This is a genomic window from Pseudomonas farris (assembly GCF_019145235.1).
In the GTDB taxonomy this organism is placed as follows: domain Bacteria; phylum Pseudomonadota; class Gammaproteobacteria; order Pseudomonadales; family Pseudomonadaceae; genus Aquipseudomonas; species Aquipseudomonas farris.
Map to the genome: position 1 here is coordinate 345,488 of NZ_JAHSTV010000005.1, position 14,874 is coordinate 360,361.

15 protein-coding genes are annotated in these 14,874 nt (G+C 58.1%); 3 read left to right on the forward strand and 12 right to left on the reverse strand.

Annotation, left to right across the window (positions count from 1 at the left end):
- Positions 1-128: 128 nt before the first annotated feature.
- Positions 129-476: a phage holin family protein gene (locus tag KVG95_RS12965; RefSeq protein WP_217856727.1), complete on the reverse strand. Its 348-nt coding sequence runs from the start codon at positions 474-476 to the stop codon at positions 129-131.
- A 521-nt stretch (positions 477-997) separates the two neighbouring features.
- A complete protein-coding gene (locus KVG95_RS12970; protein WP_217856806.1) occupies positions 998-1,732 on the reverse strand; it encodes an XRE family transcriptional regulator in 735 nt (244 codons plus the stop codon).
- A gap of 200 nt (positions 1,733-1,932) precedes the next feature.
- On the opposite strand from KVG95_RS12970, the gene mutS reads away from it, so the two are divergent.
- Both mutS and fdxA read left to right on the forward strand, forming a co-directional pair.
- Entirely contained in the window at positions 1,933-4,512 is a 2,580-nt protein-coding gene (mutS, locus tag KVG95_RS12975; protein ID WP_217856728.1) for a DNA mismatch repair protein MutS, read from the forward strand.
- A 142-nt stretch (positions 4,513-4,654) separates the two neighbouring features.
- On the forward strand, positions 4,655-4,978 hold the full coding sequence (gene fdxA / locus KVG95_RS12980) for a ferredoxin FdxA (protein WP_003222178.1): 324 nt from the start codon (positions 4,655-4,657) through the stop codon (positions 4,976-4,978).
- Positions 4,979-5,464: 486 nt separating this feature from the next.
- Here the strand turns inward: fdxA and rpoS are convergent, their stop codons facing one another.
- From rpoS to KVG95_RS13020, 8 genes are all read right to left on the reverse strand, one after another.
- The gene (gene rpoS, locus KVG95_RS12985; protein WP_008072688.1) at positions 5,465-6,472 is read right to left on the reverse strand and encodes an RNA polymerase sigma factor RpoS; all 1,008 of its coding nucleotides are present in this window, start codon (positions 6,470-6,472) and stop codon (positions 5,465-5,467) included.
- 106 nt (positions 6,473-6,578) lie between these two features.
- Entirely contained in the window at positions 6,579-7,436 is an 858-nt protein-coding gene (locus KVG95_RS12990; RefSeq protein ID WP_217856729.1) for a peptidoglycan DD-metalloendopeptidase family protein, read from the reverse strand.
- A 211-nt stretch (positions 7,437-7,647) separates the two neighbouring features.
- The gene (locus KVG95_RS12995) at positions 7,648-8,283 is read right to left on the reverse strand and encodes a protein-L-isoaspartate(D-aspartate) O-methyltransferase (RefSeq protein WP_173667553.1); all 636 of its coding nucleotides are present in this window, start codon (positions 8,281-8,283) and stop codon (positions 7,648-7,650) included.
- Positions 8,284-8,324: 41 nt separating this feature from the next.
- Positions 8,325-9,074 (reverse strand): 5'/3'-nucleotidase SurE, encoded by a 750-nt coding sequence (gene surE / locus KVG95_RS13000; protein ID WP_123501180.1) that lies wholly within the window; start codon positions 9,072-9,074, stop codon positions 8,325-8,327.
- Positions 9,062-10,120: a tRNA pseudouridine(13) synthase TruD gene (gene truD / locus KVG95_RS13005; RefSeq protein ID WP_217856730.1), complete on the reverse strand. Its 1,059-nt coding sequence runs from the start codon at positions 10,118-10,120 to the stop codon at positions 9,062-9,064. The genes surE and truD overlap by 13 nt, the downstream gene beginning before the upstream one ends.
- Positions 10,117-10,590, reverse strand: a complete 474-nt coding sequence (gene ispF / locus KVG95_RS13010; protein ID WP_038979164.1) for a 2-C-methyl-D-erythritol 2,4-cyclodiphosphate synthase — start codon at positions 10,588-10,590, stop codon at positions 10,117-10,119. Before ispF ends, truD begins: the two co-directional genes overlap by 4 nt.
- A gap of 53 nt (positions 10,591-10,643) precedes the next feature.
- Positions 10,644-11,489, reverse strand: coding sequence for an S-formylglutathione hydrolase (fghA, locus tag KVG95_RS13015; RefSeq protein ID WP_217856731.1), 846 nt, complete (start codon positions 11,487-11,489; stop codon positions 10,644-10,646).
- Positions 11,490-11,497: 8 nt separating this feature from the next.
- On the reverse strand, positions 11,498-12,610 hold the full coding sequence (locus tag KVG95_RS13020) for an S-(hydroxymethyl)glutathione dehydrogenase/class III alcohol dehydrogenase (RefSeq protein WP_217856732.1): 1,113 nt from the start codon (positions 12,608-12,610) through the stop codon (positions 11,498-11,500).
- A gap of 106 nt (positions 12,611-12,716) precedes the next feature.
- Between KVG95_RS13020 and KVG95_RS13025 the strand changes: the two genes are divergently transcribed.
- Complete coding sequence (locus KVG95_RS13025; RefSeq protein WP_217856733.1) at positions 12,717-13,613, forward strand: LysR substrate-binding domain-containing protein; 897 nt, start codon at positions 12,717-12,719, stop codon at positions 13,611-13,613.
- Between the two features lie 177 nt (positions 13,614-13,790).
- On the opposite strand, the gene ispD is transcribed toward KVG95_RS13025, so the two are convergent.
- Positions 13,791-14,498 carry a 2-C-methyl-D-erythritol 4-phosphate cytidylyltransferase gene (gene ispD / locus KVG95_RS13030; RefSeq protein WP_217856734.1) on the reverse strand — a complete coding sequence of 236 codons (708 nt, stop codon included), beginning with the start codon at positions 14,496-14,498 and terminating at the stop codon, positions 13,791-13,793.
- Positions 14,495-14,773, reverse strand: a complete 279-nt coding sequence (gene ftsB / locus KVG95_RS13035; protein WP_007907178.1) for a cell division protein FtsB — start codon at positions 14,771-14,773, stop codon at positions 14,495-14,497. Before ftsB ends, ispD begins: the two co-directional genes overlap by 4 nt.
- Positions 14,774-14,874: the final 101 nt, after the last annotated feature.

A 14,874-nucleotide genomic window follows, 5' to 3' on the forward strand; every position in this document is an offset into this window, starting at 1 on the left:
GTTCTTCACCGGGCAATAAAAAAACCCGCCGCGGCGGGTTTGAGTGAACGGTACTGGTCGTGGGAAACCCGCGTCCTTGCGGGTCAGTGCGCTATGCACTGTGGATGACGCTCCTTCAGATGAAGGGCTTAATGATCCTGAGACGAATCACGCGGTGGAACCTCGCAAACGCCAATTCGCTTGGCGGCCCAGCGTTCGTATAGACCAATGGCCACGTCCGCCCCGGCCATCGCCGTCAGGCAGCCAAACGCACCGGCGGCCCAGATCGACACGCCGGCGGCGTACAGCAGCATGATTGCCGAGACCCCGCAGATCATGCAGGCCCCGGAGCGCAGCGCCAGGCGCCGCAGCAGCGACCAGCCACGGGCGCCTTCCTTGTCGGCGCGCCACATTTCGCCGGACACCCCGCCCACCAAGGCGAGAACGATGACCAGCCAGATCGGCATGTCCAGCAACGCTTGTTGCTCGTTTGTCATGTCACGCCTCCTGGGGGTGATTGATGAGTGATGTGTGTTGAGTTCAAACGATGTCTCTTGAGGTAGGCATTCCAAAAAGCCCGGCACTCGCCGGGCTTTTCAGTAATGCGGTCCTTCGCCTTCCTTTAATCCTGTGTCAAAAAGGAAGCTGACTTTTCGGCGCTACTGGCGCGGTACGAGTCCATTCAAATTGTTTTTCCGACCGCGGTCCCTGCCCGCCGGATAACTGCTTCTGGTGCTTTACGCTGCACACCCGGGTCAGTTGCCAACCCTCTGAACCGTTGAGGCCGGTTCATCGCTGCCTTTGTGGTGGAACTAAAGAGCTTCGTTTCAAGCCGCTTTGTTGAGCTGCTTGAGACAAAGAATATGCATGGATGCATATACAGTCAATGCACAAATGCATTTATTTATGCACGACAAATGCACAGATGCATAAAAGCCCCGCTGGCAAAGGCGTTGGCGGTTTTGAGCAGGCGAAAAAAAACCCGCCGGGCAGCGGGTTTTATCTGACAGCATTGAGGTTAACGGGCGTACATGCCCCACCAGAAGACGTGACCGAGGATGACAATCTGCTCTTCCTGGATTTCCTGGAAGCTGTAGTCCTCGTCCGGATGCTCATCGCGATTGAAACTGCGCAGGCGAATCCCTGTCGGCAGGCGATAAAGCTGTTTTACCCGCAACTGGCCGTTGTGGTTAATGGCGTACAGGTCGCCATCGACGATGTCGCCAATCCCGCATTTACCGGCATTCACGCCAACGGTGGCGCCATCGCGCAGCACCGGCAACATGCTGTTGCCGCGCACAGTCACGCATTTGGCCTGGTCGAACTGCACCCCGTTGTGGCGCAGGCTGCGCTTGCCGAAGCGCAGGCTAGAGCGCTCGCTTTCTTCGATGACGAATCTTCCTGATCCAGCAGCCAATTCAACCTCGCGAAGAAAGGGGACCGACACCTCGTCGTCATCGACTGGCGTATCGTCGTCCCACAGGCTTATGTCCTTGAGTTCCGAATGCGACTCATCGCGCCCAGCACTGGCGGCGTGCGCGACATCCGCGCGGCCACGCAACTGATCGGTGCTCACGGCAAAGTAATCGGCAATCTTCGAAATATGTTTATCCGAGGGATCGACGATCTTCCCGCTGAGGATCCGCGAGAGAGTGGATTGAGGCACGCCAGTGCGACGGTGAAGCTCCGTGGGGGAGATCCCGTGCTGATCGAGCAGTGCTCTTAAGACGGTAGAAACATTGCGTTTTTGCATAACGTGCATAGTGCTTGATCTTTTTTCGGAAGACAAATGCTGATTCGCATAGATCATGCATAGCCAGCAGAAACGTACCCGGAGGCTTTCATGCCTGCGTCAGGCAGACCGCCCATGGTAATCTTGCGCCCATCGCGGAAAAGCCGGGCCAATGCCCCTCCTTTGCCCTACACCTTTCAACGAGTTTTCCTGAATTTCCGATGAATAAAGCCCTCTCCGATCTGTCCTCCCACACGCCAATGATGCAGCAGTACTGGCGCCTGAAGAACCAGCACCCTGACCAGCTGATGTTCTACCGCATGGGCGACTTCTACGAGATCTTCTATGAAGACGCGAAGAAGGCCGCCAAGTTGCTGGACATCACCCTGACGGCTCGTGGGCAATCGGCGGGTCAGGCGATTCCGATGTGTGGGATTCCTTACCACGCCGCGGAAGGTTACCTGGCGAAACTGGTAAAGCTCGGCGAGTCGGTGGTGATTTGTGAGCAGGTCGGCGACCCGGCCACCAGCAAAGGGCCGGTGGATCGTCAGGTGGTGCGGATCATCACCCCCGGCACCGTCAGCGATGAAGCGCTGCTGGATGAGCGTCGGGACAACCTGATTGCGGCGGTGCTGGGTGACGAGCGTCTGTTCGGTCTGGCGGTGCTGGACATCACCAGCGGCAACTTCACTGTGCTGGAGATCAAAGGCTGGGAAAACCTGCTGGCGGAACTGGAGCGGGTCAATCCGGTAGAGCTGATGATCCCGGACGACTGGCCGAAAGACCTGCCGGCGGAGAAACGTCGTGGGGTTCGTCGCCGTGCACCGTGGGATTTTGAGCGCGACTCGGCGCTGAAAAGTCTTTGCCAGCAGTTTTCCACCCAGGACCTGAAAGGTTTCGGCTGCGAGAACTTGACCCTCGCGATCGGCGCTGCTGGCTGCCTGCTCAGCTACGCCAAGGAAACCCAGCGCACCGCCCTGCCCCACTTGCGCAGCCTGCGTCATGAACGCCTGGACGACACCGTGGTGCTGGACGGCGCGAGCCGTCGCAACCTGGAACTGGACACCAACCTGGCCGGCGGCCGCGACAATACCTTGCAATCGGTGGTCGATCGCTGCCAGACCGCCATGGGCAGCCGCTTGCTGACTCGCTGGCTGAACCGTCCGCTGCGGGATTTGACCGTATTGCTGGCGCGTCAGAGCTCGATCACTTGCCTGCTCGACGGTTACCGCTTCGAAAAACTGCAACCGCAGCTCAAGGAAATCGGTGACATCGAGCGGATTCTGGCGCGGATCGGCCTGCGTAATGCCCGTCCTCGTGACTTGGCGCGTCTGCGCGATGCCCTCGGTGCACTGCCAGAGTTGCAGGTAGCGATGGCCGAGCTTGAAGCTCCGCACATCATTCAACTGGCGACGACCACCAGCACCTATCCGGAACTGGCGGCGCTGCTGGAAAAAGCCATTATCGACAACCCGCCCGCAGTCATCCGTGACGGCGGCGTGTTGAAAACCGGTTACGACAGCGAACTCGACGAACTGCAATCGCTCAGCGAAAACGCCGGGCAATTCCTGATCGATCTCGAAGCGCGTGAGAAGGCCCGCACCGGCCTGTCGCACTTGAAGGTCGGCTACAACCGGATTCACGGATACTTCATCGAGTTGCCGAGCAAGCAGGCCGAATCGGCGCCCGCGGACTATATTCGCCGGCAGACCCTCAAAGGAGCCGAGCGCTTCATCACCCCGGAACTGAAGGCGTTCGAAGACAAGGCGCTGTCCGCCAAGAGCCGCGCCCTGGCTCGGGAGAAGATGCTCTACGAAGCGCTGCTCGAAGACCTGATCGCCCAGTTGCCGCCCTTGCAAGACACAGCCGCCGCACTGGCCGAACTGGACGTGCTGAGCAACCTTGCCGAGCGCGCACTGAATCTGGACCTGAACTGCCCGCGTTTCGTCAGTGAGCCGTGCATGCGCATCACCCAGGGTCGTCACCCGGTGGTCGAGCAAGTACTCACCACGCCGTTTGTGGCCAACGACCTGAGCCTTGACGACAACACCCGTATGCTGGTGATCACTGGTCCGAACATGGGCGGTAAATCTACCTACATGCGTCAGACTGCGTTGATCGTGTTGCTAGCGCATATCGGCAGTTTCGTGCCGGCAGCCAGTTGCGAATTGTCCTTGGTAGACCGGATCTTCACCCGAATCGGTTCCAGCGATGACTTGGCGGGTGGACGATCGACCTTCATGGTTGAAATGAGCGAAACCGCGAACATTCTGCACAACGCCACCGAACGCAGCCTGGTGCTGATGGACGAAGTCGGTCGCGGCACCAGCACCTTCGACGGTCTGTCCCTGGCCTGGGCCGCGGCTGAGCGTCTGGCGCACCTGCGGGCCTACACACTGTTCGCTACCCACTATTTCGAGCTGACAGTGCTGCCGGAAGCCCAGCCGCTGGTGGCCAACGTGCACCTCAATGCCACTGAACACAACGAGCGCATCGTGTTCCTGCACCACGTGTTGCCTGGGCCTGCCAGCCAGAGCTATGGCCTGGCGGTTGCGCAGTTGGCCGGGGTGCCGAGCGAAGTGATCGTGCGTGCTCGCGAGCATCTGAGCCGACTGGAATCCACAGCGCTGCCTCATGAAGTTCCAAAGCCATCCAAAGGCAAACCGGCCGCGCCGCAGCAGAGCGACATGTTCGCCAGCCTGCCGCATCCGGTACTGGATGAACTGGCCAAACTTGATCTGGACGACATGACACCCCGTCGTGCGCTCGAAATGCTCTATACACTAAAGACACGGGTCTAACGCACTTGCCTGCAAGCTGTTAGAATCTCGCGCGGTTTGGGATGCTGCAGGCTAATAGCCTGGTCTGCAGACTATCGCTCCCAAACCTGGCGACCCCAACGTGAAGGGGCTCCGCTGCCGCCGCCTGAGGAGAGAATTAGAAATGACCTTCGTCGTCACCGACAACTGCATCAAGTGCAAGTACACCGACTGCGTAGAAGTCTGTCCGGTGGACTGCTTTTACGAAGGCCCGAACTTCCTGGTGATTCACCCGGATGAGTGCATCGACTGCGCACTGTGCGAACCAGAATGCCCTGCCGTAGCCATCTTCTCCGAAGATGAAGTTCCGGAAGATATGCAGGAATTCATTCAGCTGAACGTCGAGCTGGCTGAAATCTGGCCCAACATTACCGAGAAGAAAGAATCGTTGCCCGACGCCGAAGAGTGGGATGGCGTCAAAGGCAAGATCAAAGACCTCGAACGCTGATTACCCCCGCGTTTTCAAAAAGGCCCCTTGTGGGCCTTTTTGCTTTTCTGCAGGCAAAAAAAAGGGGCGGTATGACCCGCCCACATTTTTTCCCTATTCCTTGTGTTCCTTTTCATCGTCCTGATGAACCGCTTCCTGCGATGTCCGTTCCCCTCTTCCTTGAAGGGCGTGTCTATCCGTCGACACAGTTCAGATACTAGAGAATTCCCCACCGAGAGCAATCGGCTTCAGCCGATCAAATCGCTTGTCATATGCTGTTAATCTAAAAAAATAATCATGTAAATCAATAAGATAAAAAAGAATCACACCTCGAATAGACGACTGCCAGGGTGTAAAAATAACGAACACTTACGAAAGAGTAAGCAAAGACTTACAACACGAGACTACAAACTTGAGGTGATGTCGGCGACAACTCCCTTCCCATATTCCAGACAACAAAAAGCCCCAAACCAGTCGGGGCTATTTGTTACCGGTTGAGCGAATTGCTTATTGGAACAGCGACTCACTCGACAGGCCGTTTTTCTCGAGAATCTCGCGAAGACGTTTGAGGCCCTCAACCTGGATTTGCCTGACCCGCTCCCGGGTCAGACCGATTTCCAGACCTACGTCTTCAAGCGTGCTGCTCTCGTGACCTCGCAAGCCGAAGCGGCGTATGACCACCTCGCGTTGCTTGTCGGTCAGCTCCGAGAGCCATTGATCGATGCTCTGTGACAGGTCGTCGTCCTGCAACAGTTCGCATGGATCGGTCGGGCGGTCGTCGGTCAGGGTGTCCAGCAAGGTTTTATCCGAATCAGGACCCAGCGAGACGTCGACCGAAGAAACTCGCTCGTTCAGGCCGAGCATGCGCTTGACCTCGCCTACCGGTTTCTCCAGCAGGTTGGCGATTTCTTCGGGTGAGGGTTCGTGATCGAGCTTTTGAGTCAGCTCCCGTGCGGCTCGCAAGTACACGTTGAGCTCTTTGACCACATGAATCGGCAACCGGATGGTCCGGGTCTGATTCATGATCGCGCGCTCGATGGTCTGACGAATCCACCAGGTGGCGTAGGTCGAAAAGCGGAATCCACGTTCAGGATCGAACTTTTCTACTGCCCGGATCAGGCCGAGGTTGCCCTCTTCGATCAGGTCCAGCAGCGACAGCCCACGATTGACATAACGTCGGGCGATTTTCACCACCAGCCGCAGGTTGCTTTCAATCATGCGCTTGCGTCCGGCCGGATCGCCACTTTGCGACAAGCGCGCAAAATGAACTTCTTCTTCCGGGGAGAGCAATGGGGAAAAGCCGATTTCGTTGAGGTACAGCTGCGTGGCATCGAGTGCCCGCGTGTAGTCGATGTACTTGTGTTGCTTAAGCGAAGCGGAGTGTTTGGATTTGGCACGAACGGAAGGTGGTGCATCCCCTTCATCATTCGACATCGAATCCGTGGCGATGCCGGTCTCCATCAGGAGAACCTCATCGTCGATGTCAAACTCCGGCACTTCTTTACTGAGAGCCATTGTTATAGTCCTTTGGTGAGTTCGACCTCAAGCTCAAGCGGCGCCTTTATCCTTGGCAACGCTGGAGCCTGTTCCCTCTACGTGACGGAACAGGCTGGCTAACAAATCAACGACGTGGCAGGAATTGCAGCGGATCCACTGGTTTACCTTGTCGGCGAATCTCAAAATGCAGTTTCACCCGGTCTGTACCCGTTGACCCCATTTCGGCAATTGTCTGTCCGACTTTGACCTGCTGCCCCTCCCGAACCAACAGCCTGCGGTTATGTCCGTAGGCACTGACGTAGGTGTCGCTGTGTTTGATGATGACTAATTCGCCGTAGCCCCTTAAGCCACTCCCGGCGTATACCACCGTCCCATCAGACGCAGCTAAAACAGGCTGTCCCAAATCTCCGGCGATATCAATTCCTTTATTCAAACTACCGTTTGAAGAGAATTTACCAATCAGAATGCCATTAGAAGGCCACCCCCAGCCCGTCGGGGCCGGACCGGCAGGAGGCAATGGAGCGGGCGCCGGCTTATTGGCGACGGACGGTACAGGCACTGTTGTACTGGTTGTCGCGCCATTTGCCTGGCGCCGAATGACTGTGGTTTTACTCGACGACGAAGGCGAGGAACTGGACGAACTCACTACCGCCGTCGGCGTTGAACCGCTGCGACCGTCGAAGCGAATCGTCTGACCCGGATGGATCGTGTAGGGCGTAGGAATGTTGTTCCGTGCCGCGAGGGCTTTGTAGTCCCAACCGTAGCGAAAAGCGATGGAGAACAAAGTGTCCTTGGGGCGGACAACGTACTGCCCGGTGGTCACGGCCGGACGCTGGGCGACCGCGTTGTTGCGATCGACGACACTCGCACTACCTGATTTGGTGCTGGAACATCCGACCAGCAAGGTACTCAAGACAAGGCCAGTCACCAGACGCTGAAAGCTCGTTATACCCATTCGCTGCGCAATGACTGTGAGACTCACCCGCCGCTCCCTTTGTGGTGGCTGAAAATATGAATTGCCGTGCTCCGGCACGAAATGTCGCAAGTATAACGGGCCGAACAGGCTTTACCTTTAATGAAGCGGATTCGCTTCGCGCACACGTTTGCTGTCTGACGATGAATTCCGTTTATCCAATCGATGCCGCTGTAAGACCCGGGCAATCGAAGAGAATTCAGCGTGCTTAAACAAATGCTCAGGCCAACGGCCCATTGAGCAATGGCACAAAGCGCACAGCCCCCAGAACACGCCTGGAAAAGCCCTGCTCTTCACGGATGATCAACATCAATTGTTGAACTTCACCAGAGCCGACCGGAATCACCAGTCGCCCGCCCGGTGCCAATTGATCGAGCAGTGCCTGAGGCACGTCGGTGGCCACGGCGGTGACGATGATGCCGTTGTAAGGCGCCAGCGCCGGCCAGCCTTCCCAGCCATCGCCCCAGCGAAATACCACGTTGCGCAGGTTCAGCTCCACCAGGCGCTCTTTGGCCCGGTCTTGCAGAACCTTGATGCGCTCCACGGAAAAAACACGCTCGACCAGTTGCGACAACACGGCCGTCTGGTAACCCGAACCAGTGCCGATTTCCATCACCTTGTCCAACGGACCGGCTTCCAGCAGCAGCTCGCTCATGCGTGCCACCATATAAGGCTGGGAGATGGTCTGGTTATGCCCGATCGGCAGCGCCGTATCTTCATAGGCTCGATGAGACAACGCTTCATCGACGAATAGGTGACGCGGGGTGCGACGGATGACTTCCAACACCTTGGCGTTGGATATTCCCTCTTCATAGAGACGCTGAATCAGACGCTCACGGGTCCGTTGAGAGGTCATCCCGATACCGCGATGCAGAATATGGTCTTGTTCACGAGCCATTAACGCAGACCCTCCAGCCAGCCATCGAGACTTCTGAAGGCATCATTAAAGGTGCGATCCAGTTGCAGTGGCGTGATTGAAACATAGCCTTGCATCACCGCATGAAAATCGGTGCCCGGGCCACCATCTTCAGCGTCCCCCGCGGCGGCGATCCAGTAACCGGATTTACCGCGAGGATCGACCACTTTCATCGGTGCCGCGGCGCGGGCACGATGGCCTAGGCGGGTCAGCTGAATACCGCGGATGTGCTCAAGCGGCAAGTTGGGAATGTTCACGTTCAGTACCGTGCGCGGTGGCAGATCGAGGTCCGCGTGAGCCTCGACCAGTTTGCGCGCAAAATAGGCGGCTGTGGGAAGGTTCTCTACTTGTCGTGAGACGAACGAAAAGGCAAATGAAGGACGCCCAAGGAAACGTCCTTCAAGGGCCGCCGCCACAGTGCCGGAATACAGCACGTCATCCCCCAGGTTGGCCCCCAGGTTGATGCCGGAAACCACCATGTCCGGCTCGAGCTCCAGCAAGCCGTTAAGGCCCAGGTGCACGCAGTCGGTGGGTGTGCCGTTGAGGCTGATAAAGCCGTTGGCCAAGGTTTGCGGGTGCAACGGACGGTCGAGCGTCAGCGAGCTGCTGGCGCCACTTTTGTCTTGGTCAGGGGCGATAACCACGCATTCGGTGTAATCCGCCAGCGCAGCATAAAGCGCGGCAAGACCGGGTGCGGTTACCCCATCGTCGTTAGAAATCAGAATACGCATGGGCTGTCCGTCTGCCCCACCGGCACCAGATCGACGAGTTCACGCACCAATACGGTGGCGAAGCATCCGGCCGGCAGGACGAATTCCAGTTGCAGAATGTCAGGCTCGGGATAATGCCACGTCAACCCGCCAATGGGCAGCCGCAGGATGCGACGTTCGTGGCTCATTCCGGCGTTAATCAACCAATCGCGCAAATCCGCTTCGCGCGCGGCGATTGCCTGCTCCAATTCATGGACAGCGCCTGACGTCGGCGAGTCACCTTCGCCCCACTGCGGGCCGGTCGGGTGCAGGTCGAGAATCGCCAAGCGCGGGTCGTTGCATTCGGCTTCACCTGCCGGGAAAAAACTGCGGCTGTCGGTGAATGCCAGCAGATCGCCTACTTGGGCGCGCTGCCAGGTGCCATCGGCGACGCGCGCTGCCAACACCTGGTTAAACAGAAAACTACGGGCGGTGGAGAGCAAACGCGAACGGACGTTGCGCTGCTCCGGCAAGGCCTTTCGCGCAGCCCAGGCACGGGCGTCGATCACGTTGCCGCCATCAAAGCCGAACCGCTGGGTGCCGAAATAATTTGGAATACCTTGCTTGGCGATCAGTTGCAAACGCTCTTCGATCGCCGTCTTGTCACCGGCGAACTGGGTCAGGCGCAAGGTGAAGCCGTTGGCCGAGTGGGCACCGCGTTGCAGTTTGCGTTTATGCCGACCGGTCTTGAGGATTTTCAGCGTGTCGTTTTCCGCCGCCGACAGATCAGGATCGGCCTTGCCCGGCAGTTGCACGCTGAACCACTGGCGAGTCAACGCCTGACGGTCCTTGAGGCCGGCATAGCTGACGGTGCGCAATGGCACACCCGCCGCCTTGGCGATGCGCCGTGCCGCTTCTTCGGTATTCAGACCGCGCTTTTCTACCCAGATCCACAGGTGTTCGCCGTCGCCGCTCAGGGGAATATCAAGGACTTCGTCGACCTGGAAATCTTCCGCCGTGGCTTTCAGTACAGCGGTACCGAGAGACTCACCATAGGCCCGAGGGCCGAGCAATTGCAGTTCGTTCATGCGCGCAGCAACAGAGCAACGGAGTGCACGGCAATGCCTTCTTCGCGACCGACAAAGCCGAGCTTTTCGGTGGTGGTAGCTTTCACGTTCACTTGATCCAACTCAACTTGAAGATCCGCGGCAATCAGCGCGCGCATCGATTCGATATGCGGGGCCATTTTCGGGGCCTGGGCAACAATGGTGTTATCGACGTTGCCGACTTTCCAGCCTTTGGCATGGATCAGTGCGACCACGTGACGCAACAGCACACGGCTGTCGGCGCCCTTGAATTGCGGGTCGGTGTCCGGGAAGTGCTTGCCGATATCACCCAGCGCGGCAGCGCCGAGCAAGGCATCGCTCAAGGCGTGCAGCAGGACATCACCGTCGGAATGGGCGAGCAGCCCGAAGCTGTGTGCAATCCGCACGCCGCCCAGTGTGATGAAATCGCCTTCAGCGAAACGGTGCACATCGTAGCCGTGGCCAATACGCATAAAAAAACGCCCCGATTTTTGTCAGGGCGTGATTCTACCTGCTTTGTCGGACATTAGGCGCCTAGAGCGCGCGTGTGATGCTGCAAGTGGTCGTCAATGAAGCTGGCGATGAAGAAATAACTGTGGTCGTAGCCCGGTTGCAGACGCAACGCCAGCGGATGACCTGCCAGTTTGGCGGCCTGCTGCAAGGCTTCAGGCTTGAGCTGGGTGGCCAGGAAATCATCGCGATCCCCCTGATCGACCAGCAGCGGCAGCTTCTCGTCAGCCTCGGCGATCAACGCACAGGCATCCCATTCGCGCCACTTCGAACGGTCCTCTCCCAAGTAACGGGAAAAGGCTTTCTGCCCCCAAGGGCAATCAATCGGATTGTTGATCGGCGAGAACGCCGACACCGACAGATAACGCCCCGGATTGCGCAACGCACAGACCAACGCGCCGTGGCCACCCATGGAGTGACCGCTGATGCCACGCTTGTCCGATGCAGGGAAATGCGCTTCGACCAATGCCGGCAATTCCTGCACGACATAGTCATGCATCCGATAGTGCCGGGACCAGGGTTCCTGCGTGGCATTCAGATAAAACCCGGCACCGAGACCGAAATCCCAGGCGCCGTCCGGATCACCCGGCACATCAGGACCGCGCGGGCTGGTGTCCGGTGCGACGATGATCAGCCCAAGCTCAGAGGCCATGCGCATGGCGCCGGCCTTTTGCATGAAGTTCTCGTCGGTGCAGGTCAGGCCGGACAACCAGTACAGCACCGGCAGTTTACCGCCCTGCTCCGCTTGCGGCGGCAGGTAAACGGCAAAAACCATGTCACAACCGAGCACGTCGGAGCGGTGCCGATAGCGCTTGTGCCAGCCGCCAAAGCTTTTCTGACAGGAGATATTTTCCAGGCTCATGACCGACCTCAGAAATGGATGACGGTACGGATGCTTTTGCCTTCATGCATCAGGTCAAACGCCTTGTTGATATCTTCCAGGCCCATCGTGTGGGTAATGAAAGTATCCAGCGGGATTTCGCCGGTCTGGGCCATTTCGACATAGCTCGGCAACTCGGTACGCCCGCGCACACCACCGAACGCCGAACCGCGCCAGACGCGACCGGTCACCAATTGGAACGGACGAGTAGAGATTTCCTGACCGGCGCCGGCCACGCCGATGATCACCGACTCACCCCAACCCTTGTGGCAGCACTCAAGAGCAGCACGCATCAACTGGACGTTGCCGATGCATTCGAAGGAAAAGTCGACGCCGCCATCGGTCATGTCGACGATCACTTCCTGAATCGGACGATCGAAGTCTTTCGGGTTTACACAATCGGTAGCGCCCAATTGCTTGGCGATCTCGAACTTGGCCGGGTTGATGTCGATGGCGATGATCCGCCCTGCCTTGGCTTTGACCGCGCCAATCACCGCCGACAGACCGATACCGCCCAGACCGAAGATGGCGACGGTATCACCTGGTTTGACCTTGGCAGTGTTGATGACCGCGCCGATGCCAGTGGTGACGCCACAACCCAGCAGGCAGACTTTTTCCAACGGTGCTTCTTTAGGAATTTTAGCGACGGAGATTTCCGGCAGCACGGTGTACTCGGAAAAAGTCGAGGTGCCCATGTAGTGGAAAATCGTTTCGCCCTTGTAGGAAAAACGCGAAGTGCCATCCGGCATCAGGCCTTTACCCTGAGTCGCACGAATCGCCTGACAGAGGTTGGTTTTGCCCGACAGACAGAATTTGCACTTGCCGCATTCCGGGGTATACAGCGGGATCACATGGTCGCCTATCGCGACCGAAGTCACGCCCTCGCCGATCGCTTCGACCACCGCGCCACCTTCATGACCCAGGATCGACGGGAAGATACCTTCCGGGTCCGCGCCCGAGAGGGTATAGGCATCGGTATGGCAGACACCGGAGGCGACGACGCGCAGCAGGACTTCACCCGCCTTGGGCATAGCGACATCGACTTCAACGATCTCGAGGGGTTTCTTGGCCTCGAAGGCAACGGCGGCGCGCGACTTGATCATGCTGTCTCTCCAGTGAATAAAAACGAGACAAGGAGTGTAATACAGCGGCTCACGATGAATAATCGGGACAAAAGCAAAACATTATTGCCATACAGGGATAATCCTGATGTCCGAAAACCGCTGGGAAGGCATCGATGAGTTCGTTGCCGTGGCCGAGTGCAGCCAATTCACCGCTGCGGCTGAGCGCCTTGGGGTGTCTTCCTCCCACATCAGTCGCCAAATCGTACGACTGGAAGAGCGCCTGCAAACCCGTTTGCTCTATCGCAGCACCCGCCGTGTCACGCTAACCGAGGCCGGGCAAACCTTCCTGCAACATTGCCAGCGTTTGCAGGACGGTCGCGAAGAAGCACTGCGCGCGGTCGGCGACCTGACCAGCGAACCCAAGGGCATGCTGCGCATGACCTGTGCCGTGGCCTACGGTGAACGATTCATCGTGCCACTGGTGACTCGCTTCATGGGGCTGTATCCGCAATTGCGCGTCGACATCGAACTGAGTAACCGCCCGCTTGACCTTGTGCATGAAGGGTTGGACCTGGCCATCCGCCTCGGCCGCCTGCAGGATTCAAGATTGGTCGCCACGCGTCTGGCACCACGGCGCATGTACCTGTGCGCCTCACCGTCCTACCTGGAACGGTATGGTCGCCCACATAGCTTGTCGGAATTAAGTCGCCATAACTGCCTCATCGGTAGCTCGGACATCTGGCAACTGGAACAGAACGGGCGGGAATTTTCCCAGCGAGTGCAGGGAAACTGGCGCTGCAACAGTGGGCAGGCAGTGCTGGATGCCGCGCTACAAGGGGTTGGATTGTGTCAGTTACCGGATTACTACGTGCTGGAATACCTGAAAAACGGCGAATTGATTTCGCTGCTGGAAGCCCACCAACCGCCGAACACAGCGGTTTGGGCGCTTTACCCACAGCAACGGCATCTGTCGCCGAAGGTGCGCAAGTTGGTGGATTACTTGAAGGAAGGGTTGGCCGAACGGCCGGAGTACCGTAATTAGATCTATTAGTGAACATCAATGACAGGTTCATTGCCTTAGCTACCGCTTTCGCGAGCAAGCCCGCTCCCACACTGGTTCTGTGTCAGACCCCAAACATGCAACCGACTGAGATCAAGTGTGGGAGCGGGCTTGCTCGCGAAAGGCGCGACGCGGAACCCCGCCTGAACACGAAAAGGCTTAGCGGCGGTTAGCCCAACGCTGCCGCAACCACTCCAGATCTTCGGGGCGAGTGACTTTGATGTTATCGGATCGCCCCTCAATCAAGCGCGGCGCCTGGCCCGACCATTCCATGGCCGAGGCTTCATCGGTGACGACAACGTCCGCCACCAGACTGTCCGCCAACGCCCGATGCAACGCGCCAAGGCGAAACATTTGCGGCGTATAGGCCTGCCAGATCACGCTGCGATCCACCGTTTCCAGCACGCGCCCATGCTGGTCGACCCGCTTGAGAGTGTCGCGTGCAGGCACGGCCAACAGGCCGCCCACCGGATCGTCGGCCAGTTCACTGAGCAATTTATCGAGATCATCACGCGCCAGATTCGGTCGTGCGGCATCGTGAACCAACACCCAATCCTCATCGTCAGCGCCTTGGGCATGCAGATGCAGCAAGGCATTGAGCACTGACCCGGAACGCTCGGCGCCACCTTCGACCCGCTGAATTCGCGGATCGGAAGCACATGCCAGGTTCGGCCAGTAAGGATCGTCGATTGCAAGACTGACCACCAACCCTTTCAGGGCAGGATGATCGAGGAAACAGCCAAGGCTGTGTTCGAGAATAGTGCGCCCGCCCAGTTGCAAGTATTGCTTGGGACGGTCCGCGGCCATACGGGCACCGACGCCCGCGGCAGGAATCACGGCCCAGAAGGCCGGTAACGAATTAATCATTGGGCCAACTGGTAAAGGGTTTCACCGTCCTTGACCATGCCCAACTCATGACGAGCCCGTTCTTCAACGGTCTCCATGCCCTTTTTCAATTCGCTGACTTCGGCGTCCATCACCCGATTGCGCTCCAGCAACGCCTCGTTCTCGGCGTGTTGATCCGCAATCTGCTGCTTCAGCTCGGCCACTTGCGCCAGACTGCCATTACCCACCCACAGGCGGTACTGCAGGCCAGCCAGCAGCAAGAGCAAGACGAGGAACAACCAATTGGGACTGCGCATCGAATATCAGGTATCCAGTGAAAAAAGACAGCCATGCCAAAACTTTGAAGCTTCTGATAGCACGAAGCCTGGAAGAACCAGGCTTGTGCTCTTAAGGCATC

What these genes read in the sequence shown, in the direction of transcription:
- ftsB (WP_007907178.1), bottom strand. Translation starts at nt 14,773, where the DNA reads ATGCGCAGTCCCAATTGGTTGTTCCTCGTCTTGCTCTTGCTGCTGGCT.
- KVG95_RS13025 (WP_217856733.1), top strand. Translation starts at nt 12,717, where the DNA reads ATGTCCGAAAACCGCTGGGAAGGCATCGATGAGTTCGTTGCCGTGGCC.
- truD (WP_217856730.1), bottom strand. Translation starts at nt 10,120, where the DNA reads ATGAACGAACTGCAATTGCTCGGCCCTCGGGCCTATGGTGAGTCTCTC.
- fdxA (WP_003222178.1), top strand. Translation starts at nt 4,655, where the DNA reads ATGACCTTCGTCGTCACCGACAACTGCATCAAGTGCAAGTACACCGAC.
- KVG95_RS13020 (WP_217856732.1), bottom strand. Translation starts at nt 12,610, where the DNA reads ATGATCAAGTCGCGCGCCGCCGTTGCCTTCGAGGCCAAGAAACCCCTC.
- ispD (WP_217856734.1), bottom strand. Translation starts at nt 14,498, where the DNA reads ATGATTAATTCGTTACCGGCCTTCTGGGCCGTGATTCCTGCCGCGGGC.
- KVG95_RS12970 (WP_217856806.1), bottom strand. Translation starts at nt 1,732, where the DNA reads ATGCAAAAACGCAATGTTTCTACCGTCTTAAGAGCACTGCTCGATCAG.
- surE (WP_123501180.1), bottom strand. Translation starts at nt 9,074, where the DNA reads ATGCGTATTCTGATTTCTAACGACGATGGGGTAACCGCACCCGGTCTT.
- KVG95_RS12995 (WP_173667553.1), bottom strand. Translation starts at nt 8,283, where the DNA reads ATGACCTCTCAACGGACCCGTGAGCGTCTGATTCAGCGTCTCTATGAA.
- ispF (WP_038979164.1), bottom strand. Translation starts at nt 10,590, where the DNA reads ATGCGTATTGGCCACGGCTACGATGTGCACCGTTTCGCTGAAGGCGAT.
- mutS (WP_217856728.1), top strand. Translation starts at nt 1,933, where the DNA reads ATGAATAAAGCCCTCTCCGATCTGTCCTCCCACACGCCAATGATGCAG.
- fghA (WP_217856731.1), bottom strand. Translation starts at nt 11,489, where the DNA reads ATGAGCCTGGAAAATATCTCCTGTCAGAAAAGCTTTGGCGGCTGGCAC.
- KVG95_RS12965 (WP_217856727.1), bottom strand. Translation starts at nt 476, where the DNA reads ATGACAAACGAGCAACAAGCGTTGCTGGACATGCCGATCTGGCTGGTC.
- rpoS (WP_008072688.1), bottom strand. Translation starts at nt 6,472, where the DNA reads ATGGCTCTCAGTAAAGAAGTGCCGGAGTTTGACATCGACGATGAGGTT.